The sequence below is a fragment of the Planococcus donghaensis MPA1U2 genome (assembly GCF_000189395.1).
In the GTDB taxonomy this organism is placed as follows: Bacteria; Bacillota; Bacilli; order Bacillales_A; family Planococcaceae; genus Planococcus; species Planococcus donghaensis_B.
The window spans coordinates 100364-123848 of the sequence record NZ_AEPB01000038.1; the positions used below are offsets into that span (position 1 = coordinate 100364).

At 39.9% G+C, this 23485-nt stretch carries 27 protein-coding genes; 24 read left to right on the plus strand and 3 right to left on the minus strand.

The window, feature by feature from the left end:
* The first annotated feature begins 42 nt into the window (after positions 1–42).
* A complete protein-coding gene (gene mtnN / locus GPDM_RS11510) occupies positions 43–747 on the plus strand; it encodes a 5'-methylthioadenosine/S-adenosylhomocysteine nucleosidase (RefSeq protein WP_008431565.1) in 705 nt (234 codons plus the stop codon).
* 61 nt (positions 748–808) lie between these two features.
* Here the strand turns inward: mtnN and pssA are convergent, their stop codons facing one another.
* Entirely contained in the window at positions 809–1348 is a 540-nt protein-coding gene (gene pssA, locus GPDM_RS11515; protein WP_008431566.1) for a CDP-diacylglycerol--serine O-phosphatidyltransferase, read from the minus strand.
* A gap of 94 nt (positions 1349–1442) precedes the next feature.
* On the opposite strand from pssA, the gene GPDM_RS11520 reads away from it, so the two are divergent.
* The 12 genes from GPDM_RS11520 (at position 1443) to GPDM_RS11575 (ending at position 10852) form a co-directional block, all read left to right on the plus strand.
* Positions 1443–2216, plus strand: coding sequence for a phosphatidylserine decarboxylase (locus GPDM_RS11520; RefSeq protein ID WP_008431569.1), 774 nt, complete (start codon positions 1443–1445; stop codon positions 2214–2216).
* 38 nt (positions 2217–2254) lie between these two features.
* On the plus strand, positions 2255–2776 hold the full coding sequence (locus GPDM_RS11525; RefSeq protein WP_008431570.1) for a YqeG family HAD IIIA-type phosphatase: 522 nt from the start codon (positions 2255–2257) through the stop codon (positions 2774–2776).
* Positions 2773–3876, plus strand: coding sequence for a ribosome biogenesis GTPase YqeH (gene yqeH, locus GPDM_RS11530; protein WP_008431571.1), 1104 nt, complete (start codon positions 2773–2775; stop codon positions 3874–3876). The genes GPDM_RS11525 and yqeH overlap by 4 nt, the downstream gene beginning before the upstream one ends.
* A gap of 11 nt (positions 3877–3887) precedes the next feature.
* Positions 3888–4715: a shikimate dehydrogenase gene (gene aroE, locus GPDM_RS11535; protein WP_008431573.1), complete on the plus strand. Its 828-nt coding sequence runs from the start codon at positions 3888–3890 to the stop codon at positions 4713–4715.
* Positions 4702–5001, plus strand: coding sequence for a ribosome assembly RNA-binding protein YhbY (gene yhbY, locus GPDM_RS11540; RefSeq protein ID WP_008431574.1), 300 nt, complete (start codon positions 4702–4704; stop codon positions 4999–5001). The genes aroE and yhbY overlap by 14 nt, the downstream gene beginning before the upstream one ends.
* The gene (locus tag GPDM_RS11545) at positions 4998–5585 is read left to right on the plus strand and encodes a nicotinate-nucleotide adenylyltransferase (protein ID WP_008431575.1); all 588 of its coding nucleotides are present in this window, start codon (positions 4998–5000) and stop codon (positions 5583–5585) included. Before yhbY ends, GPDM_RS11545 begins: the two co-directional genes overlap by 4 nt.
* Positions 5554–6129 (plus strand): bis(5'-nucleosyl)-tetraphosphatase (symmetrical) YqeK, encoded by a 576-nt coding sequence (gene yqeK / locus GPDM_RS11550; protein ID WP_008431576.1) that lies wholly within the window; start codon positions 5554–5556, stop codon positions 6127–6129. Before GPDM_RS11545 ends, yqeK begins: the two co-directional genes overlap by 32 nt.
* A complete protein-coding gene (rsfS, locus tag GPDM_RS11555) occupies positions 6126–6464 on the plus strand; it encodes a ribosome silencing factor (RefSeq protein ID WP_008431578.1) in 339 nt (112 codons plus the stop codon). The genes yqeK and rsfS overlap by 4 nt, the downstream gene beginning before the upstream one ends.
* Complete coding sequence (locus GPDM_RS11560; protein ID WP_008431581.1) at positions 6461–7183, plus strand: class I SAM-dependent DNA methyltransferase; 723 nt, start codon at positions 6461–6463, stop codon at positions 7181–7183. Before rsfS ends, GPDM_RS11560 begins: the two co-directional genes overlap by 4 nt.
* A 116-nt stretch (positions 7184–7299) precedes the next feature.
* A complete protein-coding gene (locus tag GPDM_RS11565; protein WP_008431583.1) occupies positions 7300–7926 on the plus strand; it encodes a helix-hairpin-helix domain-containing protein in 627 nt (208 codons plus the stop codon).
* Between the two features lie 80 nt (positions 7927–8006).
* Entirely contained in the window at positions 8007–8579 is a 573-nt protein-coding gene (locus GPDM_RS11570) for a ComE operon protein 2 (protein WP_008431584.1), read from the plus strand.
* A gap of 38 nt (positions 8580–8617) precedes the next feature.
* Positions 8618–10852, plus strand: coding sequence for a DNA internalization-related competence protein ComEC/Rec2 (locus tag GPDM_RS11575; RefSeq protein WP_008431586.1), 2235 nt, complete (start codon positions 8618–8620; stop codon positions 10850–10852).
* Between the two features lie 128 nt (positions 10853–10980).
* Here GPDM_RS11575 and GPDM_RS16500 read toward each other — a convergent pair whose 3' ends face one another.
* Positions 10981–11115 carry a YqzM family protein gene (locus GPDM_RS16500; RefSeq protein WP_008431587.1) on the minus strand — a complete coding sequence of 45 codons (135 nt, stop codon included), beginning with the start codon at positions 11113–11115 and terminating at the stop codon, positions 10981–10983.
* 157 nt (positions 11116–11272) lie between these two features.
* On the opposite strand from GPDM_RS16500, the gene holA reads away from it, so the two are divergent.
* Positions 11273–12301: a DNA polymerase III subunit delta gene (gene holA / locus GPDM_RS11585; protein WP_008431588.1), complete on the plus strand. Its 1029-nt coding sequence runs from the start codon at positions 11273–11275 to the stop codon at positions 12299–12301.
* Between the two features lie 47 nt (positions 12302–12348).
* Here holA and rpsT read toward each other — a convergent pair whose 3' ends face one another.
* Positions 12349–12600, minus strand: a complete 252-nt coding sequence (gene rpsT / locus GPDM_RS11590; protein ID WP_008431589.1) for a 30S ribosomal protein S20 — start codon at positions 12598–12600, stop codon at positions 12349–12351.
* Between the two features lie 215 nt (positions 12601–12815).
* Between rpsT and lepA the strand changes: the two genes are divergently transcribed.
* From lepA to rpsU, 10 genes are all read left to right on the plus strand, one after another.
* Positions 12816–14645: a translation elongation factor 4 gene (gene lepA, locus GPDM_RS11595; protein ID WP_008431590.1), complete on the plus strand. Its 1830-nt coding sequence runs from the start codon at positions 12816–12818 to the stop codon at positions 14643–14645.
* 59 nt (positions 14646–14704) lie between these two features.
* Positions 14705–15844: a radical SAM family heme chaperone HemW gene (gene hemW, locus GPDM_RS11600; protein ID WP_008431592.1), complete on the plus strand. Its 1140-nt coding sequence runs from the start codon at positions 14705–14707 to the stop codon at positions 15842–15844.
* A 90-nt stretch (positions 15845–15934) separates the two neighbouring features.
* Positions 15935–16969: a heat-inducible transcriptional repressor HrcA gene (gene hrcA / locus GPDM_RS11605; RefSeq protein ID WP_008431595.1), complete on the plus strand. Its 1035-nt coding sequence runs from the start codon at positions 15935–15937 to the stop codon at positions 16967–16969.
* 17 nt (positions 16970–16986) lie between these two features.
* Positions 16987–17586, plus strand: a complete 600-nt coding sequence (gene grpE / locus GPDM_RS11610; protein WP_008431596.1) for a nucleotide exchange factor GrpE — start codon at positions 16987–16989, stop codon at positions 17584–17586.
* A 21-nt stretch (positions 17587–17607) separates the two neighbouring features.
* Complete coding sequence (gene dnaK, locus GPDM_RS11615) at positions 17608–19434, plus strand: molecular chaperone DnaK (protein ID WP_008431598.1); 1827 nt, start codon at positions 17608–17610, stop codon at positions 19432–19434.
* A 108-nt stretch (positions 19435–19542) separates the two neighbouring features.
* Positions 19543–20652: a molecular chaperone DnaJ gene (gene dnaJ, locus GPDM_RS11620; protein WP_008431599.1), complete on the plus strand. Its 1110-nt coding sequence runs from the start codon at positions 19543–19545 to the stop codon at positions 20650–20652.
* Between the two features lie 129 nt (positions 20653–20781).
* The gene (gene prmA / locus GPDM_RS11625; protein WP_008431600.1) at positions 20782–21723 is read left to right on the plus strand and encodes a 50S ribosomal protein L11 methyltransferase; all 942 of its coding nucleotides are present in this window, start codon (positions 20782–20784) and stop codon (positions 21721–21723) included.
* A 12-nt stretch (positions 21724–21735) separates the two neighbouring features.
* A complete protein-coding gene (locus GPDM_RS11630) occupies positions 21736–22473 on the plus strand; it encodes a 16S rRNA (uracil(1498)-N(3))-methyltransferase (RefSeq protein WP_008431602.1) in 738 nt (245 codons plus the stop codon).
* A gap of 64 nt (positions 22474–22537) precedes the next feature.
* The gene (gene deoC, locus GPDM_RS11635) at positions 22538–23206 is read left to right on the plus strand and encodes a deoxyribose-phosphate aldolase (protein ID WP_008431604.1); all 669 of its coding nucleotides are present in this window, start codon (positions 22538–22540) and stop codon (positions 23204–23206) included.
* A gap of 95 nt (positions 23207–23301) precedes the next feature.
* On the plus strand, positions 23302–23475 hold the full coding sequence (gene rpsU, locus GPDM_RS11640) for a 30S ribosomal protein S21 (RefSeq protein WP_008431605.1): 174 nt from the start codon (positions 23302–23304) through the stop codon (positions 23473–23475).
* Positions 23476–23485: the final 10 nt, after the last annotated feature.

Consider the following 23485-nt stretch of genomic DNA (forward strand, 5'->3'; position numbering starts at 1 on the left):
TTAGATGAACGAGAATATTCAAGAGAGATGAGGAATGGTCAAATGAAAATTGGTGTAATTGGTGCGATGGAAGAAGAAGTTCAATTATTGAGAAGTAAGTTAGATGATGCGCGTACGGAAGAAATTGCGAAATGTGAATTTACGTTAGGTACATACGAAGGGCAAGAAATTGTCTTACTAAAGAGCGGTATCGGTAAAGTAAATGCTGCCATGTCTACAACTATTTTACTTCAACAATACCAGCCGGACATTGTTATCAATATTGGCTCTGCAGGTGGATTTGACGAAGAACTTGAAGTGGGCGCAGTAGTCATTTCAGATGAAGTTCGTCATCACGATGTAGATGTTACCGTGTTTGGTTATGAAATGGGGCAAGTGCCACAAATGCCTGCTGCATTTACTTCTAATGAAGAATTGATAGAACTAGCGATTAAAGCGGTAAAAGATATGGGGCAACATGAGTATGCAGTCGGTTTAATTGCGACGGGTGATTCGTTTATGAACGATCCTGAGCGCGTTGCAAAAGTACGCGCAGACTTTCCAACGATGAAAGCTGCTGAAATGGAAGCAGCTGCCGTTGCACAAGTTTGTTATCAGTTTGACGTAGCGTTTGTCGTAATTCGTGCATTATCGGATATTGCAGGGAAAGAATCTTCCGTATCATTCGAGGAATTCTTGCCTAAAGCTGCAAAACATTCAACTGAAATTGTCTTTAACGTCATCAGTCAATTAGCTTCACGCATTTAATATTGAATGGAATTGGCCAAAATAAAAAAGCTGAGGACGTTTTCTCAACGTCTTCAGCTTTTTAAACTTTTTTCAATGTAAAAGTACTGACCATTAATAAAGCGCAGATGATAAACAAGAACATATAAACGACCGGTGAGAACAGCGTAATACCGAAATACGATAAAGTTACGACGGTTCCTGCAGCAGTAATTGGCAATCCTGTGAAATACCCAGTGGATTCTGAGATATTGAAACGCGCCAAACGAAAAGCGCCAGCAGAAATATAAAAAACTGTAAACACCATTCCAACAAATCCAAAGTCTGATAACACGAGTTGGTATATTAAGATTGCGGGTGCAACACCAAAAGATAGAATATCGCTCATTGAGTCGAGTTGTTTACCTAAATCTGATTCTTGATTGAATTTTCTTGCCACCATACCGTCAAAGCGGTCCAAAAAAGCCGCAATAAATATAAATAGCACACTATAGCTATAAGATCCATTTAAAGTTGCCATAAGAGAAGCTCCGCCAAACAGCATATTGCCAACTGTAATGGTATTAGCGGTTTGCGACCTTAGCTTTTTTATGGTGTGATCCATTCTTTCTGTAATTAACAATGGAAAACACTCCTTCTTTTTGAAAACTTGTTCACTCTATTATACTGTGAAAGGTAAAAAAATGGTAGACTATTTTAGCAACGGAGGCATCTCTATGAAAAAATACTTGTACCAACGTTCAATTGAACTAACGAACGGCGCTTTCACTTCTAATCTGATTCGTCAATTTGCAAAGTCTCCTAAAAGTCGCCGGTTTATTCCGGGATATATAAAGACATACCAAATTTCAACACAAGATATAAAAGAACCGGTAGAAAGCTTTCCAACTCTCCATGACTTTTTTGTTCGAAAGTTAACAACAACAAGTCGTCCAATTTCAGACAATGTCTTAGTATCTCCAGTAGATGGGAAAATTGAAATTGCTGGAGATTTGAAAGGCGATACACAGTTTCTAGTAAAAGGTCAGTATTATTCTTTGGCAGACTTGTTAGGCGATCAAGAATTGGCTAACCAATATCAGCAAGGAAAATACGTAGTTCTTTATTTGTCACCTGCCGATTATCATCGTATTCACAGTCCGGTTAACGGCGACGTGAAGAAACAATATGTGCTTGGAAAAAAATCATATCCGGTAAATGCAGCGGGACTTCAGTACGGAAAAGCGCCACTTAGCGGTAATTATCGTATGATTACCGAATTAGAAACTCGATTTGGCAACATGTTAGTCGTTAAAGTTGGTGCGATGTTTGTTAATTCGATTAAATTAACGGAAACGGGCAGCGACTGGCGAAAAGGCAGCGAAGTGGGTTATTTTAGTTTTGGATCAACGGTTGTGCTGTTTTTTGAAGCGAACTCCATCAAATTTGTCGAAGATATGTCTAACGGACAACGGATCAAGGTGGGAGAAGCATTAGGAAATATGGTATAATCAATAGAATTAAGTTCGGAAAACAGGAGTGAGTAGCAGTGTATCAAAAATTTGTACCAAGTGAGTATGTAAAAGAGGTTTTTGACATAAAGCCAGAAACTTTAGTTGAAAAGAATATTAAAGGCATCATTACGGATTTAGACAACACGCTTGTTGAATGGGATCGTCCGGATGCGACGCCGAAATTAATTGACTGGTTGAAATCAATGAAAGATGCCGGCATTCAAGTAGTGATTGTTTCAAACAATAACGAATTGCGCGTCAAGTCGTTTGCAGACCCGTTGGGCATTCCGTTTATATACCAAGCGCGTAAACCGATGGGGCGTGCTTTTAGAAAAGCGCTTCGCATAATGGAAGCTAAACGCGAGCAAGTGGTGGTCATTGGAGATCAAATGCTAACGGATATTTTTGGTGGCAATTTGAATAAGATGCATACCATTCTTGTATTGCCAGTGGCTCAGTCAGACGGCTTTTTTACCCGTTTTAATCGGAAAGTCGAACGCAAAATTATGAAGAAATTGAAAGAAAAAGGACAATTGATGTGGGAGGAAAAAAATTGAGTGAAATGCCAACTTGCATCGGATGCGGTGTACAGATTCAAACTGAAAACAAAGAAGAGGTAGGATATGCTCCTCCGTCTTCATTAGAAAAAGAAGAAATTATTTGTCAGCGTTGTTTCCGTTTAAAAAATTACAATGAGCTTCAACCGGTATCGTTGACGGATGATGACTTTTTACGGATTTTAAATGGGCTAGGTGAACGTGATGGCCTGATCGTGAAAATTGTTGATATTTTTGACTTTAATGGCAGCTGGCTTCCGGGTCTTCACCGTTTTGTGGGGAATAATGATATTTTATTGATTGCCAATAAAGCGGATTTATTGCCGAAATCGGTTAAACAACATAAATTGATTCACTGGATGAAGCAAGAAGCAAGAAAATTAGGTTTGCAGCCAATTGATGTGTTAACGGTCAGCGCTCACAGAGGCACTGGAGTTCCAGAAGCAATGGAAGCAATCGAGAAATACCGCAAAGGCAAAGATGTTTATGTGGTCGGCTGTACAAATGTTGGGAAATCTACATTTATCAACCGTGTTATTAAACAAGCAACTGGCCAGTCAGATGTCATTACGACTTCTCACTTCCCAGGTACGACATTGGATATGATTGAAATTCCATTAGATGACAAACGTTCATTGTTTGATACACCTGGAATTATCAATCATCACCAATTAGCGCATCACTTGAAAACAGCAGATTTAAAGCAAATTATGCCGAAGAAAGAAATTAAACCACGCGTCTTCCAATTGAATGCAGAACAAACATTATTTGTAGGCGGATTGGCGCGTTTTGATTTTATTAAAGGCGAACGTTCTTCATTCACGGTTCATATTGCGAATGATTTACCCATTCACCGTACGAAACTAGAAAATGCCGATGCTTTATACGAGCAGCATTTAGGCGATATGCTGGCACCGCCATCAGCTGAATACAAAGACGAATTTCCAGAATTAGTACGTCATGAATTTAGCATAAAAGATGCAAAAACCGACATTGTGTTTTCCGGACTTGGTTGGATTACAATCCAGCACGGCAACGCAGTGGTAGCAGCTCATGCACCTAAAGGTGTAGAAGTACTGCTACGTCCATCGTTAATCTAGGAGGTTATCAGATGAAGAAATGGTATGCGGTTATCGGAGATCCGATTTCCCATTCGCTATCCCCGTTCATGCATGAAACGTGGTTTGCTGAACATGATATTGATGCTGCTTATTTGCCGCTTCATGTTGAACCGGCGCAGCTTGAAAAATCATTTGAGGCGATGAAAACTTTAGGGATTAGTGGATTTAATATTACGCTGCCACATAAGCAATCTATCGTTCCCTTACTTGGGAAGTTAGAAGAAAATGCGATGCAAATGAATGCCGTTAATACGGTAAATTTGGTTGGGGCAGAATATACAGGGTCGAATACAGACGGGGACGGGTTTGTTCGTTCATTGCTTGTTCACTCAGTTGATAAAGCATCTAAAGTGTTATTAATAGGAGCTGGTGGTGCGGCAAGAGGCATTGCATTTGCATTAAAACGCGCCGGATTTACAGATGTTACAATTACCAATCGGACTTACCGTCGAGCAGAAGAGTTGGCCGCTGATACCAATGCATTAGCTATTACACTCATCGAGTCAGAAGAACGGTTAGCTGATTTTGCGATTTTAATTCAAACGACATCTGTTGGTTTAGCAACAGGCGAAGCTTTGCCAATTTCTTTAGACCGAGTGGAGCCAGAAACGGTGGTTGCGGATATCATTTACAATCCACTTGAAACACCTTTTTTGAAAAAAGCACAAGAAAAAAATTGTGTTACTGTAAATGGTGTCGGCATGTTTGTTTATCAAGGTGCAATCGCATTTGAAAAATGGACAGGGATCCAACCAAATACGGAGAAAATGATCGAATTGATTACAGAAAAACTAGGAGGCACTTATGTTAACAACTAAACAAAAAAGCTTTTTGAAAAGCGAAGCACATCATCTTGCACCAATTTTCCAGGTAGGGAAAGGCGGCGTTAATGATGCAATGCTTGTCCAAATCAAAGAAGCATTAGAAAAGCGTGAATTAGTAAAAATTAGCATTCTTCAAAACAATGAAGATGGCAAAGAAGAAGTAGCAAAAGCTCTGGCAAAAGGAACAAAATCACAATTGGTTCAATTAATTGGCCATACAGTAGTTCTTTACAAACAGTCAGTCAACAATAAACGAATTGAGTTACCGGTTAAAAGATGAGAAAAGTAGGGATATTAGGCGGAACATTTAATCCTCCTCATCTCGGCCACTTAATTATGGCGAATGAATCGCTTTTTGAAGCAGGATTAGATGAAGTTCGCTTTATGCCCAATTATATTGCGCCTCATAAAGACGTTGCAGGTGCTAGTGCCGAGCAGCGTCTAGCAATGACCAAGTTGGCAATTTCGGATCATCCTCAGTTTAAAGTGGAAGATTTCGAGATTAAAAACGGTGGTGTTTCTTATTCGTTTGATACATTAACCAAATTGATCGAAAAAGAACCTGATGTGGAGTTTTATTTCATTATCGGAGGAGATATGATAGAAGGCTTAGCCACTTGGCATCGAATTGATGAGTTAGTCAAGTTGATTCGCTTTATCGGTGTTAGTCGTCCGGGTTATGATAGGGAGACACCTTATCCGGTAATGATGATTCGTTCACCAGAATTATTGTTATCTTCTACGATGTTGAGAGAACGTGCCGCTGCCAATCGGTCACTTATATATTTAGTTCCCGAAAAAGTGGAAGCTTATATTCGAAAGGAGCGCTTATATGGATCACAGCCAAATGCTTCAGATAGTTAAAGAACGGCTTCCTGAAAAACGGTATACGCATGTGTTAGGTGTAGTAGAGACGGCTGTTGACTTGGCTAAGAAATTTAACGTTTCCGAGACCAAAGCAAAAACTGCTGCGATCTTGCATGATGTGGCGAAATTTTCAGATCGAGACTGGATGAAATCCATTATTGTTTCTGAAAACATGGATCCATTGTTGCTCGAATATCATGCAGAACTTTGGCATGCTCCTGTAGGTGCTTATTTATCAAAAACAGAATTTGGGGTCGAAGATGAAGATGTATTGAATGCGATCCGTTATCACACAACAGGACGAGAAAATATGTCTGATTTGGAAAAAGTCGTCTATATTGCAGACTTAGTCGAACCTAACCGTAAATTTTCAGGTGTTGAAGAATTGCGACAATTAAAAGAACAAGGATTGGATGTTATGATGGAAGCCTCGGTCAAACATTCTATCGAATTTTTAGAATCGAAAAATCAACCGGTATTTCCGGATTCACTGAAGTGTTTTAATAGCTTCGTGCAACAGAAAGGGAAAGTGAAAGAATGACAAAAGAAACTTTACTACAAGTAGCGTATAACGCAGCAGAAGATAAAAAAGCAGAAGATATCGTTGTTTTGAACATGGAGGGAATTTCGTTGCTAGCTGACTATTTTGTTATCTGCACAGGAAATTCTGATCGCCAAGTTCAATCAATCGCAAAAGAAATTATGGACAAAGCACATGAAGAAGGTCACGAAGTGAAAAGCGTCGAAGGATTTGACTCTGCACGTTGGGTATTAGTAGATCTTGGTGACGTTGTTGCTCATGTTTTCCATAAAGATGAACGCTCGTATTATAACCTTGAACGTCTGTGGAGAGAAGCTCCGCAAATGGAAATATGAACTACGGAAAATTTGCCGCAGTCTATGATGGACTGATGGAAGATATTCCTTACGAACTGTATGTGGAATGGGTCGCTTCCCATGTTGCCTCTGGCAAATTGCTGGATGTGGCGTGTGGAACTGGCACATTGTCACAACTTTTTGCTGAATTGGGCTATGACGTAACAGCGAGTGACTTGTCTGAAGATATGTTGACGATGGCTAATCAACGGTTCCAAAAAGCGAATCAGGCAATCCCAGTGCTGCAATTGTCCATGGATAATTTAGAAGGGTTAACTGGTTTTGATATTGTCACAATCGCAATAGACTCTCTTAATTATTTGCAAAGCGAAGAACAAGTTCAGCAAACGTTTAAAGAAATTTATAGCGCTTTAAATCCAGGAGGTCATTTTTTCTTTGATGTCCATTCTGTTTTTAAAGTAGATACTGTTTTTATGGACAGTCCATTTGTCTATGATGCTGAAGAGATTGCGTATATTTGGCATACAGAGCCAGGTCAAGCCTCGCATAGCGTCATTCACGATATGACTTTTTTTGTGCGTCAAAATGACTTGTTCGAGCGCTTTGAAGAAACGCACGAACAACGAACTTTCTCAGTTGAGACATACAAAAAATGGCTAGAAGCTGCTGGATTTTCTGTAGAATCTGTGACCGCTGATTTTACAAGTCAGTCTCCTGATGATGAAAGTGAACGTGTTTTCTTTTACGCCAAAAAATGAACAAAACCATCTGCATCTTGCAGGTGGTTTTTGTTTGTAAAAAAATAGACAAGCGCATTTCAATTATTATATAATTCAAACAGCTTCTATTTAATTGCCTTCTGAAGAAACGAGGAATGCAAGTGAAACTTTCCGAGCTTCAGAACAAGCCTGTATGGTTCCTGATCCCCACAGTTGCCATTGCGCTGCTTTTGATTTATTTATTGTTTCCTCAACAACAAGAGTCATCTCCAGCTACTGCTCTCGAATTAATCAACGCTGAATCCCCTCAGCAGACAGAAACCCCAATAGTCGAAATGCCCGAAACAGCAGAACCTTTAATGATTGATGTAAAAGGCCAAGTAAATAAGCCAGGTGTCTATGCGCTTGAAGCAGGATCCCGCATGCAAGACGCTATTCAAGCAGCGGGAGGTTTTACCCCAGAAGCGGATAGTCGTGCGATTAATTTGGCGCAAATTGTCGTAGACGAAACCAGTCTTTACGTACCAGCGACTGGAGAAGAGGAAGTTGTTCCAATATCTCCTCAGACTGTCACAGCTAGTGGTGGTGGCTTGATAAATATCAACCAAGCAACAGAGGCGGAGTTGATGGAACTCCCTGGCATAGGCCCTTCTAAAGCCGCTGCGATTCTTGCTTATAGAGATGAGATAGGGAAATTTAATGCGCCAGAACAATTAAAAGAAGTAACGGGTATTGGCGATAAAACATTTGAAAAACTGCAAGATCTAATCGTCGCAAAATAAAAAGAACATGCTAAAAGGCAGTTGACGAAAATGCCTCCTCTGCTACACTTATTTTAACTAAACAAGCAGGAGGCAATTAAATGAAGCGAATAACTTGGGATCAATTTTTTATGGCACAAAGCCATTTGCTCGCACTTAGAAGCACTTGTACACGGCTTGCTGTCGGTGCAACGATTGTACGCGATCGGAGAATCATGGCTGGAGGCTATAATGGATCAATTTCAGGCGGAGACCATTGTATCGATAAAGGCTGTTATGTTGTCGATGGACATTGTGTGCGAACCATTCATGCAGAAATGAATGCGTTATTGCAATGTTCAAAGTACGGCGTCAGTGTCAATGGAGCTGATATGTATGTAAGTCATTTTCCTTGCCTGCAATGCACCAAGTCAATTATCCAAGCAGGAATTGCCCGACTCTATTATGCCTCTGATTACAAAAATCACGAGTATGCGATCGAATTATTAGAACAAGCTGGAGTAGAAGTAGTGCAAGTCATGTTTGATGAGCGAAAGATTGATTTTTTAAGTGTTGAAAAATCAGCTCTTTATATCGAACTGCTTGAAAAATTGCGTGAAAAAGGTGGAAGCGAAGAAGAATTGGCCCATTATAGTGAACGGGTGAATGAATTATTCGGAGAAATCGAAGTATAACAACAAGTCTTCTTCTCTACGTAGCAGTAGCTACGATTATGGCTACATATGCAGCGCATGAAACAGCGGTTCAACTCGTGTTCATGGCGCTGCTTTTTAGTTGGATGTATTGGAAAAAAGAAAAATGGACATTTATTGTCCTAACTTTTCTATTTGTTTGTGGCGTTTATATCGTACAGGATTTGCGTGGTAACGATATCGTTGATACTTCACAGCCTTATTCAGGAGAACTTGTTTTTCGTACGGGTACTGTAATTGATGGCGATAGCCTTAGAGGATTTGCTAGATTACAAGATGGAACAATCGTTTATGCTCGTTTTCGATTAACATCGAACGAGCAAAAGCTTCATATGGAACGGTTAGTGAGTAATTCTAAATTTATAGTGACTGGTGTTTTTGAAGAAGCTACACCGCCTTCTCACCGCTATTCTTTTAATATGACTCATTATTTACGTCATAATGGAGCAGCTTCAATGTTAAGAGTTGAGTCGATCAATGGCGTAACGGAAAACAAAACGTGGTTAAATCACTTATTAAAAAGAAGAGATATAGTGAAACGGCATATTCGCAAATATTTTCCGGAAAGCTTGGCAGCAGAAGCGGAAGCGTTATTAATTGGAGAGCGCGAAAATATGGAGCCAGAAGATCGGCGCATACACCAAACACTCGGGATTTCTCATTTGTTCGCGATTTCGGGTTTACATGTAGGTATTGCCTCGGGATTGTTATACGTTGTTCTTATACGATTGCATATTCGAAAAGAGTCAGCGTTAGTCATTTTATTGCTCGTTTTACCTTTATATGCAGTAATTGCAGGTGGAGCTCCGTCTGTTTGGCGAGCGGTTGGCATGGTAGTCATTGTCACAAGTGGGAAACTCATGAACATTAAGTTTTCACTTGCGAATATTATGTTAACTAGTATGTTGATTTTTGTTTTATGGGATCCATATGCCATGTATAAAATTGGTTTTCAGTTGTCGTATGGAGCAACATTTGGCATTATTTATTCGTTAAATATGTTGCGTACGATACAATCACCGATAAAAGCAGGATTTGTCATTACATTTATCTCCCAAGTAACATTGTATCCGTTATTGCTGTTTCATTTTTATGAGTTGTCATTATCCGCATTTGTCGTCAATAGCTTATTTGTTCCGCTATTTACTGTAGTTATTTTGCCGGCAAATTTCTTGTTGTTGTGTTTAACTGCTGTTTTTCTACCAGCAGCAAACTTTGTTTTTTATTTCTATGAACCGCTACGTCAACAAGTTGATGTGTTAATGAATGGATTGGCGAGCTTACCGTATCAATTGTGGGTGCCGGGAAAACCCGGGCTCGGGATATTCGTCTTGTTGATGAGCAGTGTTTACTTTTTTTATTGTGCTGTTGAACGCAAGTTTCGCTGGCGGTATTTGCTGATTTTAATAGTGCCAGCATTGTTATTTACGTTAATGCCATATATGGATCCGAGATTAAAAGTAACTTTTTTAGATGTGGGACAAGGCGATAGTGCAGTTATTGAATTGCCTTACCGTCAAGCTGTTTACTTAATAGATAGTGGAGGCTTGCTTCGATTTGATGTTGAAGCTTTTAAAGAAAAAAAGCGACCATATGAAATTGGTCGACAAATTGTAGCACCTTATTTAAAAGGCCAAGGCATTTCATCGCTGGATGCTTTGATTCTTTCGCATCCCGACGCAGATCATGCAGAAGGAGCAGAAGAAATTTTCGAGTTGTTTCAAGTGGAAGAGCTGCATTTAACACCGGGGTCTGCGTCAAATACTTTAATGCGGGAACTTGCACCGTTCACCGCAGAAGCAGAAGTAGTATTCCCAGCCGCTGGATCTAATTGGCACATAGGCAGAACCGATTTTGTTTATTTGTCGCCGAATGATACAAACTATGAAGGCAATAACGATTCACTCGTACTTTTGATGAAAACCGAGAACTATCGTGTCTTGTTTACAGGAGATTTAGAAGCTGAAGGGGAAAAAGATTTGTTAGAGTCGTTTAGCGGAGAACTCGCGGGACTGACTGTGCTGAAAGTGGGACATCATGGCAGTAAAACATCTAGCAGTGAAGAATTTTTATCAGTACTTTCTCCGCAATTATCCATTTTCTCAACAGGGAAAGACAACCGTTATGGTCATCCAAGTCCAGAAGTAATCGAGCGGTATAACAAATTAAAGCTAAAAACTTTAAATACTGCAGACAATGGCAGCATTATGTTGCTGTATGATAAAAATGGAATTCAACTTGAAACCATGCGCTAGGACAAAAGAAAAGCGGAAGCGCACGTGTAGCTCTGACGGGCATAAGACAGACCGGTGAAGCGCACAGATTCATTACAAAATAAAAAAAGGTTCGGGTTATAAAAAACCTGAACCTTTTTTTGATTTAATTACCGCGCAGCGAACTGTACAAGTCCAGCGATGATAAAGATAAGGGCGAAAAATCCAAAGGATACGACGAAGCCCATTCCCGCGTCGATTGCATCGTTACGTTTGGACTGTACATTCTGTTCAAATTCATTCATTGAAATCCCTCCTAATTCCTTATAATTATAAGCGAAGACTCACCAAAAATCTAGATTGAAGTAAACTTATACGGATGAATTTTCGCACCGACACATAACTGTCAAATACACAAAGGGGTGAAAATCCGATATAGTAGAGAGAGGGGAGGCTGATAAGATGATTACTTCCGTGTGGAAATCCATACGCAGCGGACAAATAGACCCTGTTTATCTCATTGTAGGAACAGAAAGCTATTTTATTGAAAAAACCTTAGACTTGTTAAAAGATAAATTGACGGTAGATGGCGAACTAGAGCTGACGTTTTTTGATTTAGATGAAGTGCCAGTAGAACACGTGATTGATGAAGCAGATACGTTTCCATTTTTTAGCGATCGCAAGTTGATCATTGCTCGCAATGCATCGTTTTTAAAAGCTGCAGAACGTGGCAAAGAAAAAATTAACCACGATTTAAAAGCGTTAGAAGCGTGGCTTGAACATCCGCCAAGCAGTTCAGTGACAATTTTTGTGGCACCTTATGAAAAATTAGACGAACGTAAAAAAGTAACCAAGCAAATGAAACAACATACCGTATTGATCGAAGCGAAATCGTTGCAAGCAAATGATTTGGAAACGTGGTTAATGCACGAAGCGAAGAATTTTGGCAAAGGCATCGGGATAAAAGCCGCGCAACGATTAATGGAGATGGCCGGTACGAATTTAACGTTACTTTCTTCAGAAATCGAAAAGATGTCTTTATACCTCGGATCTTCTGATGAAGATATTACAGTAGAGCTTGTAGAACAAATGACGGCGCGAACACTGGAACAAGATGCATTTAAAATGCTTCAGGCGTATTTAGATGGCAATGTTAGTGAAGCGCTCAGCGTCTATTACGATTTACTGCGTCAAAAAGAAGAGCCGGTGGCGTTAACGGCATTACTAGCTTCTCAAATTCGTTTTATGATTCAAGTTTATTATTTGCAGAAAAAAGGTTATCACGCACAGCAAATTTCAAAACAATTAAAAGCCCATCCATACCGGGTCAAGTTATTGGTTGAAAAGCGTCAGCAAATTTCTGAAAAACGATTGCTTTTAGTGTTAGGTGATTTGGCGGACATCGATTTGCAACTAAAAACATTAAGTGGCAATCGCGACCGCATACTGGAATTTTTCTTAATGAAACGTGCAGGCCAAAAAAAGCAATAACTATAGCAAAAAGCCGGCTCCTCTAGAGGAACCGGCTTTTTAATGTGTTACGCTTGTTGTTTCATCAAGCGAGATTTTTTACGAGCTGCAGTGTTTTTGTGGATCAAGCCTTTAGAAGCTGCTTTTTCCACCTGTTGGATCGCCACTTTTACAGTATCGTTAGCGTTATCGTCTTTGTTAGTCAAAGCTGTTTCAGCTTTCTTAATAGAAGAACGCATTGCTGATTTCACATGTGAGTTTTGAGCGTTTTTAGTGTCGTTCGTGCGCACACGTTTGATTGCAGATTTAATGTTTGGCATGTATTTCACCTCCTAGACAATATGGAAGAGCGGAAATCATCCCAACTCTTTAATGTCTCTATACAACATGAGTTATTTTATCAAATCAGCGACAGGAATGCAATAGTTACGTGCAAAGAAGTTTGCCTTGACAGTGAAATGATTTCACGGGCTTTCATTGCTCAATGTTAGCTGTACTGCTATAATTCATAGTAGTTTATATAGGAGTGAAGAGAATGAACAATGAGGAAAGATTATCCCGCCAAAGTAAAATCCGTAACTTCTCGATTATTGCGCACATCGATCATGGTAAATCGACACTTGCAGATCGAATTTTAGAAATGACAGAAGCATTAACTTCCCGCGAAATGAAAGCTCAGTCTCTCGATTCGATGGATCTTGAACGAGAGCGTGGCATTACGATTAAATTAAACGCCGTCCAGCTTAACTATAAAGCAAAAGACGGAGAAACGTATATTATGCATTTAATCGATACACCCGGACATGTCGACTTTACTTACGAAGTTTCACGTAGTTTAGCGGCTTGTGAAGGAGCTGTATTGGTTGTTGATGCTGCACAAGGAATCGAAGCGCAAACATTGGCTAACGTTTATTTGGCATTAGATAATGACTTGGAAATCCTTCCGGTTATCAATAAAATCGATTTGCCTGCAGCTGACCCAGAGCGTGTACGTCAAGAAATTGAAGACGTAATTGGATTAGATGCTTCTGAAGCTGTATTAGCTTCAGCAAAAGCAGGAATCGGCATTGAAGAAATTTTGGAACAAGTGGTTGCGAAAGTCCCAGCTCCAGTTGGAGATCCTGAAGCGCCGCTTCAAGCATTGATTTTTGATTCGATTTACGACCCTTACCGCGGTGTCGTTGCGTATATTCGGATTGTTCAAGGAAGACTAAAACCAGGTGACCGCATTCAAATGATGGCTTCTGGTAAAGAATTTGAAGTTATTGAAGCTGGCGTTTTCACACCACACGCAACTCTTCGCGAAGAGTTAACAGTGGGAGATGTAGGCTTTTTAACAGCTGGCATTAAAAACGTTGGGGATTCCACAGTAGGTGATACCATTACACTAGCTAATAATCCTGCAGACAAAGCATTACCTGGTTACCGTCGATTAAACCCAATGGTTTATTGCGGACTTTACCCGATTGATACATCGAAATACAATGATTTGCGTGACGCACTAGAGAAATTAGAGTTAAACGATGCAGCGTTGCAATTTGAACCTGAATCTTCTCAAGCACTTGGCTTTGGTTACCGTTGTGGTTTCTTAGGTTTATTGCATATGGAGATTATTCAAGAGCGTATCGAGCGTGAATTTAAAATTGACTTGATCACAACAGCTCCAAGTGTAATTTATGATGTTCATATGACCGACGGAGAAGTTTTGAAAATTGATAACCCGGCGATGATGCCAGATGCTCAAAAAATTCAATTGGTTGAAGAACCTTATGTGAAAGCGACAGTAATGGTACCAAATGAATACGTAGGTGCCGTTATGGAAATTTGTCAGCGCAAACGTGGGAACTTCTTGACGATGGATTATGTGGATGACATTCGTGTAAGCATCATTTACGAACTGCCATTAGCTGAAATTGTTTATGATTTCTTCGATCAGTTGAAATCAGGAACAAAAGGTTATGCATCTTTTGACTATGAATTGATCGGTTACAAAGAATCTAAGCTTGTGAAGATGGATATTTTGTTAAATTCGGAGCAAGTGGATGCATTGAGCTTTATCGTTCACCGTGACTTTGCTTATGAGCGCGGAAAAGTAATTGTAGATAAGTTGAAAAATTTAATCCCTCGTCAGCAATTCGAAGTGCCGATTCAAGCAGCTATCGGTCAAAAAATTGTTGCACGACAGACCATCAGTGCGATACGTAAAAACGTTCTTGCGAAATGTTATGGCGGCGATATTTCCCGTAAACGGAAACTTCTCGACAAGCAAAAAGAAGGTAAAAAGCGCATGAAGCAAGTTGGATCTGTTGAAGTTCCACAAGAAGCGTTCATGGCAATCCTGAAAATGGATGACCAATCAAAATAAAACGAAAAAAAGGAGGCGGAATTTCAGCCTCCTTTTCTTATTAGAAAAGAGGAAATAAAATGGTAAAGGGATTGTATATCCACATTCCATTCTGTCACCAAATTTGTTTTTACTGTGATTTCAATAAAGTTTATTTTAAAGATCAACCTGTCGATGCGTATATCGACTCATTAGGCAAAGAGCTAGCACTTTGGAAACAACAAGGCGCACTGGATAAGCCGCTAGAAACGATTTTTTTAGGAGGCGGAACGCCGACATCGCTGACGCCGGCTCAATTAGAAAAGTTACTTGCCTATATTCATCGCTACGTGCCTATGGCCGAGAACTTGGAGTGGACATCTGAAGCCAATCCGGACGAACTAACCAAAGACAAAATGCAAGTTTTGTTTGATGGTGGAGTAAATCGGTTAAGTATGGGTGTTCAGTCTTTTGATGAAGACTTACTAAAACGACTCGGTCGAACGCATAGCAATTCAGATGTGAAACGAGCGGTAGATTCGGCGCGACAAGTCGGTTTTGAAAACTTGAGTTTTGACTTGATGTACGGCTTACCCGGTCAATCAATGCAGCAATGGGACGATACACTAGAGAGAGCATTTGCTTTTGATATGCCCCATTTCTCGGCATATTCATTGATCATTGAACCGAAAACGGTGTTTTATAATTTAATGACAAAAGGCAAGTTAAATACCGTGACAGAAGATTTAGAGGCAGATATGTATGAAAAGTTAATGAATGAGATGGATAAACGTGGGTTAAAGCAATACGAAATTTCTAATTTTGCACGTCCGGGACACGAATCTCATCACAATCTTTTGTATTGGGACAATGTTGAATATATTGGTGTTGGTGCCGGAGCACATGGTTATGTGGATGGCGTACGCTATTCAAATGCGGGACCGTTAAAAAAATACATGTCTCCATTAGATGAAGGAGAACGTCCGATTTTAAGCACACACATAGTGCCGCCACATGAAAAAATGGAAGAAGAAATGTTTTTAGGTCTTCGAAAAACGGCAGGTGTTTCTTTACATCACTTTCAAACTAAATTTCAAAAACCGATGCAAGATGTTTATGGCACAATTTTAGACAAAGAAATTGCGCAAGGAAATTTAGAGATTGCAAATGGGTTTCTTAAGTTAACAAGAAAAGGACGATTTGTAGGCAATGAGGTTTTTCAACAATTTTTATTAGCTTAAAGCTCTTGCGTTGACATTGTTGTTTTTATTTGTTAATTTAAATGTAGTCTTAGCACTCGAACACATAGAGTGCTAACAGAGGTGATGATCATGTTAACAGAACGGCAACTGCTCATTTTAAAAGTGACAGTAGATGATTATATTCAATCAGCTCAGCCGGTAGGATCGAACCAACTCTCCAAAAAGCTTGAAACTCCTTTTAGCCCCGCAACAATTCGTAACGAATTAGCGGAGTTAGAAAGACTGGGCTTTTTGGAAAAAACACATACGTCTTCCGGACGCATTCCTTCTGAAAAAGGATACCGTTATTACGTCGATCATTTGCTGACGCCAAGACCGTTGCCGAAAGAGGACATTGTGCAATTGCGCTCGATTTTCGAAGAAAAATTAACGGAAACGGAAGAAATCATCAAGCGATCTGCGATGATTCTTTCAGAACTGACCAATTACACGTCCATCTTACTCGGCCCTGATGTGCGCAGACATATCGTTAAGAATTTATCAATTGTTCCGTTAAGCCAAGATACAGCAGTAGCAATTATCGTTACCAATACCGGACATGTAGAAAATCGTGTCTTTTCAATTCCGCCAGGATTAAACCCATCGGACATTGAAAAAATGACGAATATTCTTAATGAACGGCTAGTAGGTGTGGCGCTAAACAACCTGCATCTGCGGTTGGAACAAGAAACGTTATCGATATTAAAGCAGCATGTTGAGCGTTACGGCGAGCTGTTCCATACGTTTAGACAAGCGGTTTTATTGCCTCATGAAGATGAAAACATCTATTATGGAGGAAAATTGAACATCTTGAAACAACCTGATTTTCACGATCTTCACAAAATCAGAAATTTGATGGATGTTATGGAAGAAGCTAAGCATATTCCGATGATTTTGCCGGTTGGAAGCCAAGGCCTCCACATACGCATTGGGTCGGAAAACACGCTTACAGCAATGGAAGATTGCAGTGTCATTACGGTATCGTATGATACTGGAAAAGAACAGACGGGTTCAATTGCAATAGTCGGCCCGAAACGAATGGATTATAAACGTATCGTTTCAATCTTAGATTTACTAAGTGGCGACTTATCGAAAGAACTAAACCGAATGTTTAAAGGAACGTGAACAAAGGAGGAACAAAATTGCCGAAAAAAAATGAGTCATTAAAAACAGAAGAACAGGTAACGGCTGAAGACGTCGATGTAAAAGCGACTGAAACAGAAGAACAGTCAGAAGTGGTGGACACAGAAACGCCAGAAACTGACCTTCCTGTTGAAGAAGAGGCAGAAACAGTAGACGAAGTTGAAGAGCTTCGGAAGCAACTAGAAGCAGAGCAAAACAAATATTTGCGCCTGTTAGCCGATTATGATAATTTCAAAAGGCGCACTCAAAAAGATAAAGAACTTGCCAATAAATTCCGTTCACAATCGTTGCTAGCAGACCTTTTACCGGTCTTAGACAACTTTGAACGTGCAATGTCAGCCACAACGAAAAGTGAAGAATCTGCTTCGTTGCTAAAAGGCATTGAAATGGTGCAAAAATCTTTACTTGAAGCGGTAAACCGTGAAGGCTTAGAAGAAATTAAATCGGTCGGCGAACAATTCGACCCGAATTTTCATCAAGCTGTTATGCAAGAAAAAGATGATTCTGCAGAGCCGGGAGTGGTTTTACAGGAATTGCAAAAAGGCTATATCCTGAAAGATCGAGTTCTACGTCCTGCAATGGTAAAAGTAAACGAATAAAATTAATGGAGGAATTCAAAAATGAGCAAAATTATCGGTATTGACTTAGGTACAACAAACTCAGCAGTCGCAGTATTAGAAGGCGGCGAACCAAAAATTATTCCAAATCCAGAAGGTAACCGTACAACTCCTTCTGTTGTAGCTTTCAAAAATGGCGAACGTCAAGTCGGCGAAGTAGCAAAACGCCAATCAATCACAAACCCAAACACAATTCAATCAATTAAACGTTTAATGGGTACACAAGAAAAAGTAACTGCAGAAGGCAAAGAGTATACAGCTCAAGAAGTTTCTGCAATGATCTTACAATACATTAAAGGTTACGCTGAAGAATATTTAGGCGAAAAAGTATCAAGAGCTGTTATTACGGTTCCTGCTTACTTTAACGATGCAGAACGTCAAGCAACAAAAGACGCTGGACGTATTGCAGGTCTTGAAGTAGAACGTATTATTAACGAGCCAACTGCAGCAGCTTTAGCTTATGGTCTTGATAAAACAGATACAGACGAAACAATTCTTGTTTATGACCTAGGTGGCGGTACGTTTGACGTATCAATCCTTGAACTTGGCGATGGCGTATTTGAAGTAAAATCAACTGCCGGCGATAACCGTCTTGGTGGCGATGACTTTGATAAAATCATCATCGATTATTTAGTACAAGAATTCAAAAAAGAAAATGGCGTAGACTTGTCTAAAGACAAAATGGCTACTCAGCGCTTGAAAGATGCTGCTGAAAAAGCGAAAAAAGACTTGTCAGGCGTTTCTTCAACACAAATTTCATTGCCATTTATCACAGCTGGAGCAGAAGGACCGCTTCACTTGGAAATTACAATGAGCCGTGCGAAATTTGACGAATTAACTTCTTCATTAGTAGAACGTACTATGGGACCTACTCGTCAAGCATTAAAAGATGCTGGAATTTCAGCTTCTGAACTTGACCGCGTAATCTTGGTTGGTGGATCTACTCGTATTCCAGCTGTACAAGAAGCCGTTAAAAAAGAAACTGGTAAAGATCCGCATAAAGGCGTTAACCCGGATGAAGTTGTAGCAATGGGTGCAGCTGTACAAGGTGGCGTTTTAACTGGAGACGTTAAAGACGTTGTTTTATTAGACGTAACTCCATTATCTCTTGGTATTGAAACAATGGGCGGTGTGTTTACGAAACTAATCGAGCGCAACACAACAATCCCAACTTCAAAATCACAAACATTCTCAACTGCTGCTGATAACCAGCCAGCTGTAGATATTCATGTATTACAAGGTGAGCGTCCGATGGCAGCAGCTAACAAAACGCTTGGTCGTTTCCAATTAGCTGATATTCCACCAGCACCACGTGGCGTTCCACAAATTGAAGTAAGCTTTGATATCGATAAAAACGGTATTGTAAGTGTTAAAGCGAAAGATCTTGGAACACAAAAAGAACAAACGATCACAATTCAATCAAATACATCATTATCTGATGATGAAATTGAACGCATGATCAAAGAAGCGGAAGAAAATGCTGAAGCAGATGCGAAAGTGAAAGAAGAAGTAGAACTTCGCAACGAAGCAGATCAAGCTGTCTTCCAAACTGATAAAACAATCACAGATCTTGGTGAAGTGGTTACTGAAGAAGAGAAAAAACAAGCGGAAGATGCACGCGATGAACTAAAAGCGGCATTAGAGTCGGATAACACTGAAGACATCCGTGAGAAAAAAGACAAATTACAAGAAATCTTGCAAGGTCTTTCTATGAAAGCTTACGAGCAAGCAGCAGCAGCTCAACAAGCTGGACAAGATGAAAATGCATCATCTGATAACGACGACGTTGTCGATGCAGAGTTTGAAGAAGTAAACGACGACAATAAGTAATACCTTGAAAAGTCAAAGCAAAGCAACATGCTTTGGCTTTTTCAATGTCTTTGCAACGAGGATTTAAACCGTGTACAATTACTAATGATTGCTAAGGGAGAGTGACTTATGAACAAGCGAGATTATTATGAAGTGCTGGGTGTATCCAAGTCTGCTTCCAAAGAAGAGATTAAAAAAGCATACCGGACTTTATCGAAAAAATTCCACCCAGATATTAATAAAGATGCAAATGCATCTGAGAAATTTCAAGAAGTAAAAGATGCCTATGAAGTATTAAGTGACGATCAAAAACGTGCACAATACGATCAATTTGGTCATCAAGATCCAAACCAAGGCTTTGGTGGCGGAGCAGAAGGGTTTGGTTTCGACGATATTTTCAGTACGTTCTTTGGTGGCGGTGCAAGACGTCGTGACCCGAATGCGCCTCGTAAAGGGGACGATTTGCAGTATTCGATGACGATTGATTTCATGGACGCTGTATTTGGTAAAGAAACTGAAGTTGAAATTCCTAAAGATGAAACATGTGGCACATGTGATGGTTCTGGAGCTAAACCGGGGACGAAGAAAAAGACGTGTCCATATTGCGAAGGTTCGGGTCAGATGAATGTCACACAAGATACACCTTTTGGTCGCATGGTCAATCGTCGTACTTGTCAGCATTGTGAAGGTTCAGGCCAAATTATCGAAGAGAAATGTACAACTTGCCGCGGCCAAGGAAAAGTCCGCAAAGTTAACAAAATCAAAGTCACGATTCCAGCGGGCGTTGACGATGGTCAACAACTACGTGTGACAGGTCAAGGTGGTCCAGGTGTTAACGGAGGACCGGCAGGAGACCTATATGTTGTCTTCCGCGTAAAACCGCATAAGGACTTCCAACGTGAAGGCGATGACATCTATTTAGAAATATCGGTCACGTATCCACAAGCAGCATTAGGTGATGAGATTGAAGTTCCTACAATTTCAGGGAAAGTAAAACTGAAAATTCCAGCCGGTACACAAAGTGGAGCACGTTTCCGTTTGAAGGGCAAAGGAGTTAAAAATGTCCACGGATATGGAACAGGGGATCAACATATTATTGTTCGCATAAAAACACAAACAAAACTTAGCGAGAAGCAAAAACAGCTATTACGTGAATTTGCTGAAATTAGCGGAGATATTCCGGAAGAACACAGCAGTTCTCTTTTTGCAAAAATCAAACGTACAATAAAAGGCGACTGATAAGAGCTGGATATGACAAAAGCTCTATTAATCATCGGCAGCTAAAGCAATTCAATTTTACAGACAGAAGACTCTTGCATTATGTGAGAGTCTTACTGACTGTAAAAGCGGAAAAGGAGCTGGGCACTATTGAAATGGTCAGAACTGTCGATTCATACGACAAATGAAGCAATTGAAGCAGTTTCCAATATCATGCACGAAGCAGGCGCAAGCGGTGTAGTCATCGAAGATTCGGATGATTTAACAAAAGAACGAGAAGATCGCTTTGGTGAAATTTATTCACTAGATCCTGAAGACTTCCCGGTAGATGGCGTTATTTTAAAAGCGTATCTTCCTGTTAATAGCTTTTTAGGAGAAACGGTAGAAGCGATTAAACTAGCGATAAATAATTTAGTGGCATTCGATATTAACTTGGGTAAAAACGAAGTAACCATTAGTGAAGTAAACGAAGAAGAATGGGCAACAGCGTGGAAGAAATATTATCACCCTGTGAAAATTTCTAAACGTTTTACAATTGTTCCAACATGGGAAACGTATAACCCGGTTTCAAGCGACGAGTTAATCATTGAATTAGATCCTGGAATGGCTTTTGGTACAGGAACTCACCCAACAACGGTGATGAGTCTCCAAGCATTAGAGAAAATGGTCAAACCAAATGATCGCGTTATTGATATCGGTACCGGTTCTGGAGTATTGGCAATTGGAGCAGCTTTATTATCCGCTAAAGAAGTGTATGCACTGGATTTAGATGAAGTTGCAGTGAGATCTGCGAACATCAACGTTAAACTCAATAAAGTTCAACATGTTGTGACGGTAGAAGAAGGCAATTTAACAGATAAAATAGACCAACCAGGTGACGTCGTAGTAGCCAATATTTTGGCTGAAGTTATTATGTCATTTACAGATGATGCATTTAAAATTGTGAAACCAGGCGGAGTTTATATTACGTCAGGTATTATTTCTGCGAAAAAGAATGATGTAAAAGCGGCTCTTGAAGCATCTGGCTTTGTGATTGAAGATGTTATGATGATGGAAGACTGGGTGACGATCATTTCAAAAAAACCGGAATAACGGGGTGCCACGATGCAACGATATTTTATAGAGGGTAAAGTTCCTGACAATCGAATAGTGGCAATAACTGGCGATGATGCAAAGCACATCGCCAAAGTTATGCGCCAAACTGTTGGGGATAACTTAATTGCTGTAATCGAAGAGCAAGCATACGATGCAGAAATTTTATCAACAGATTTTGATGTAGAAATTAAAATCGGAAACAAGATAGAAACGCTAGTAGAGCTTCCGAAAAAAGTGACAATTGCATGTGGATTACCTAAAGGTGACAAACTGGATTTGATTACTCAAAAGGCGACGGAACTGGGTATGTATGCGCTTTTACCGTTTTCTGCAGAACGTTCTATTGTTAAGTGGGACAATGCAAAAAGCGATAAAAAAATCGGCCGTCTACAAAAAATTGCGAAAGAAGCAGCTGAGCAATCGCATAGAACACACATACCTGAAGTTCATAACATCCATAGCTTCAAGCAATTAATAAGCAAAGCGGAAGCGTATGACGTAGTTATTGTGGCATATGAAGAAGAGGCGAGACAAGGCGACAGAACACGGTTTGCTGAAATTATAAAATCATTGTATGATAAAGATTCAGTGTTACTTGTTTTTGGTCCTGAAGGTGGGATTTCGGATGCCGAAGTACAGGCGTTAAAAAACTTTGGCGCCATTTTTACTTCTCTTGGGCCACGGATTCTGCGGACCGAAACAGCGCCTTTATATGCACTGTCAGCTATTTCCTACGAGTTCGAATAAGTTTCCAGTAGGAAATGAGTTGGGAAAACAAACGACTTCTATATAGAATGGGGATTTTTTAAAAATGACGAACATTGCATCTTATATCGACCATACGTTATTAAAGCCTGAATCAACTGAAAGCCAAGTAGTGCAGTTATGCAAAGAAGCAGCAGAATACAATTTCGCTTCTGTTTGTGTAAATCCAACTTGGGTCGAAAAAGCAGCTGCAGAATTAACAAATAGTGAAGTGAAAGTTTGTACAGTTATTGGGTTCCCGCTAGGAGCTTCAACACCTGAGACAAAAGCTTTTGAAACAACGGACGCTATTACTAAAGGCGCTGGAGAAATTGATATGGTGTTAAACATTGGCGCATTAAAAAGCGGCAATACAGATCACGTGAAAAAAGATATTGAAGCAGTTGTCAATGCAGCTAAAGGCAAAGCAATTGTCAAAGTAATTCTTGAGACGTGCTTGTTAACGGATGAAGAAAAAGTAACCGCTTCCCAATTATCTAAAGAAGCTGGAGCAGATTTTGTTAAAACTTCTACCGGCTTTTCAACAGGTGGAGCTACAGTAGATGATGTGAAACTAATGCGTCAAACAGTTGGTTCTGAAATGGGTGTTAAAGCTTCTGGTGGCGTACGTAGCTTAGAAGATGTAGAAGCAATGATTGAAGCTGGAGCTACGCGCATTGGCGCAAGTTCAGGCGTAAAAATCATGCAAGGACTTACTTCAGATTCTGATTATTAACTGTTGACCTTTCATTCAGAATACGATATAATTTTTGAGTATATAACACTTGTTGTTCTTCGCTTCAACGTGTGTTCGGAGGGAGGGAAAAAGAGATGACAAAAACTACAGTTCGTAAAAACGAATCGATTGAAGATGCTCTTCGCCGCTTCAAACGCACTGTTTCTAAATCTGGAACAATGCAAGAGGTAAGAAAGCGCGAGTACTATGATAAGCCGAGCGTGAAACGTAAACTAAAATCAGAAGCTGCGCGTAAACGTAAATTTTAATTGACTTTAA

Bases quoted from the DNA above. Each gene is read 5' to 3' on its own strand.
- lepA (WP_008431590.1), top strand. From the start codon at position 12,816: ATGAACAATGAGGAAAGATTATCCCGCCAAAGTAAAATCCGTAACTTC.
- GPDM_RS16500 (WP_008431587.1), bottom strand. From the start codon at position 11,115: ATGAATGAATTTGAACAGAATGTACAGTCCAAACGTAACGATGCAATC.
- deoC (WP_008431604.1), top strand. From the start codon at position 22,538: ATGACGAACATTGCATCTTATATCGACCATACGTTATTAAAGCCTGAA.
- GPDM_RS11560 (WP_008431581.1), top strand. From the start codon at position 6,461: ATGAACTACGGAAAATTTGCCGCAGTCTATGATGGACTGATGGAAGAT.
- GPDM_RS11565 (WP_008431583.1), top strand. From the start codon at position 7,300: ATGCAAGTGAAACTTTCCGAGCTTCAGAACAAGCCTGTATGGTTCCTG.
- dnaJ (WP_008431599.1), top strand. From the start codon at position 19,543: ATGAACAAGCGAGATTATTATGAAGTGCTGGGTGTATCCAAGTCTGCT.
- hrcA (WP_008431595.1), top strand. From the start codon at position 15,935: ATGTTAACAGAACGGCAACTGCTCATTTTAAAAGTGACAGTAGATGAT.
- GPDM_RS11520 (WP_008431569.1), top strand. From the start codon at position 1,443: ATGAAAAAATACTTGTACCAACGTTCAATTGAACTAACGAACGGCGCT.
- mtnN (WP_008431565.1), top strand. From the start codon at position 43: ATGAAAATTGGTGTAATTGGTGCGATGGAAGAAGAAGTTCAATTATTG.
- GPDM_RS11630 (WP_008431602.1), top strand. From the start codon at position 21,736: ATGCAACGATATTTTATAGAGGGTAAAGTTCCTGACAATCGAATAGTG.
- GPDM_RS11575 (WP_008431586.1), top strand. From the start codon at position 8,618: ATGGCTACATATGCAGCGCATGAAACAGCGGTTCAACTCGTGTTCATG.
- GPDM_RS11570 (WP_008431584.1), top strand. From the start codon at position 8,007: ATGAAGCGAATAACTTGGGATCAATTTTTTATGGCACAAAGCCATTTG.
- rpsU (WP_008431605.1), top strand. From the start codon at position 23,302: ATGACAAAAACTACAGTTCGTAAAAACGAATCGATTGAAGATGCTCTT.
- hemW (WP_008431592.1), top strand. From the start codon at position 14,705: ATGGTAAAGGGATTGTATATCCACATTCCATTCTGTCACCAAATTTGT.
- rpsT (WP_008431589.1), bottom strand. From the start codon at position 12,600: ATGCCAAACATTAAATCTGCAATCAAACGTGTGCGCACGAACGACACT.
- dnaK (WP_008431598.1), top strand. From the start codon at position 17,608: ATGAGCAAAATTATCGGTATTGACTTAGGTACAACAAACTCAGCAGTC.
- rsfS (WP_008431578.1), top strand. From the start codon at position 6,126: ATGACAAAAGAAACTTTACTACAAGTAGCGTATAACGCAGCAGAAGAT.
- holA (WP_008431588.1), top strand. From the start codon at position 11,273: ATGATTACTTCCGTGTGGAAATCCATACGCAGCGGACAAATAGACCCT.
- yhbY (WP_008431574.1), top strand. From the start codon at position 4,702: ATGTTAACAACTAAACAAAAAAGCTTTTTGAAAAGCGAAGCACATCAT.
- aroE (WP_008431573.1), top strand. From the start codon at position 3,888: ATGAAGAAATGGTATGCGGTTATCGGAGATCCGATTTCCCATTCGCTA.
- yqeK (WP_008431576.1), top strand. From the start codon at position 5,554: ATGGATCACAGCCAAATGCTTCAGATAGTTAAAGAACGGCTTCCTGAA.
- GPDM_RS11545 (WP_008431575.1), top strand. From the start codon at position 4,998: ATGAGAAAAGTAGGGATATTAGGCGGAACATTTAATCCTCCTCATCTC.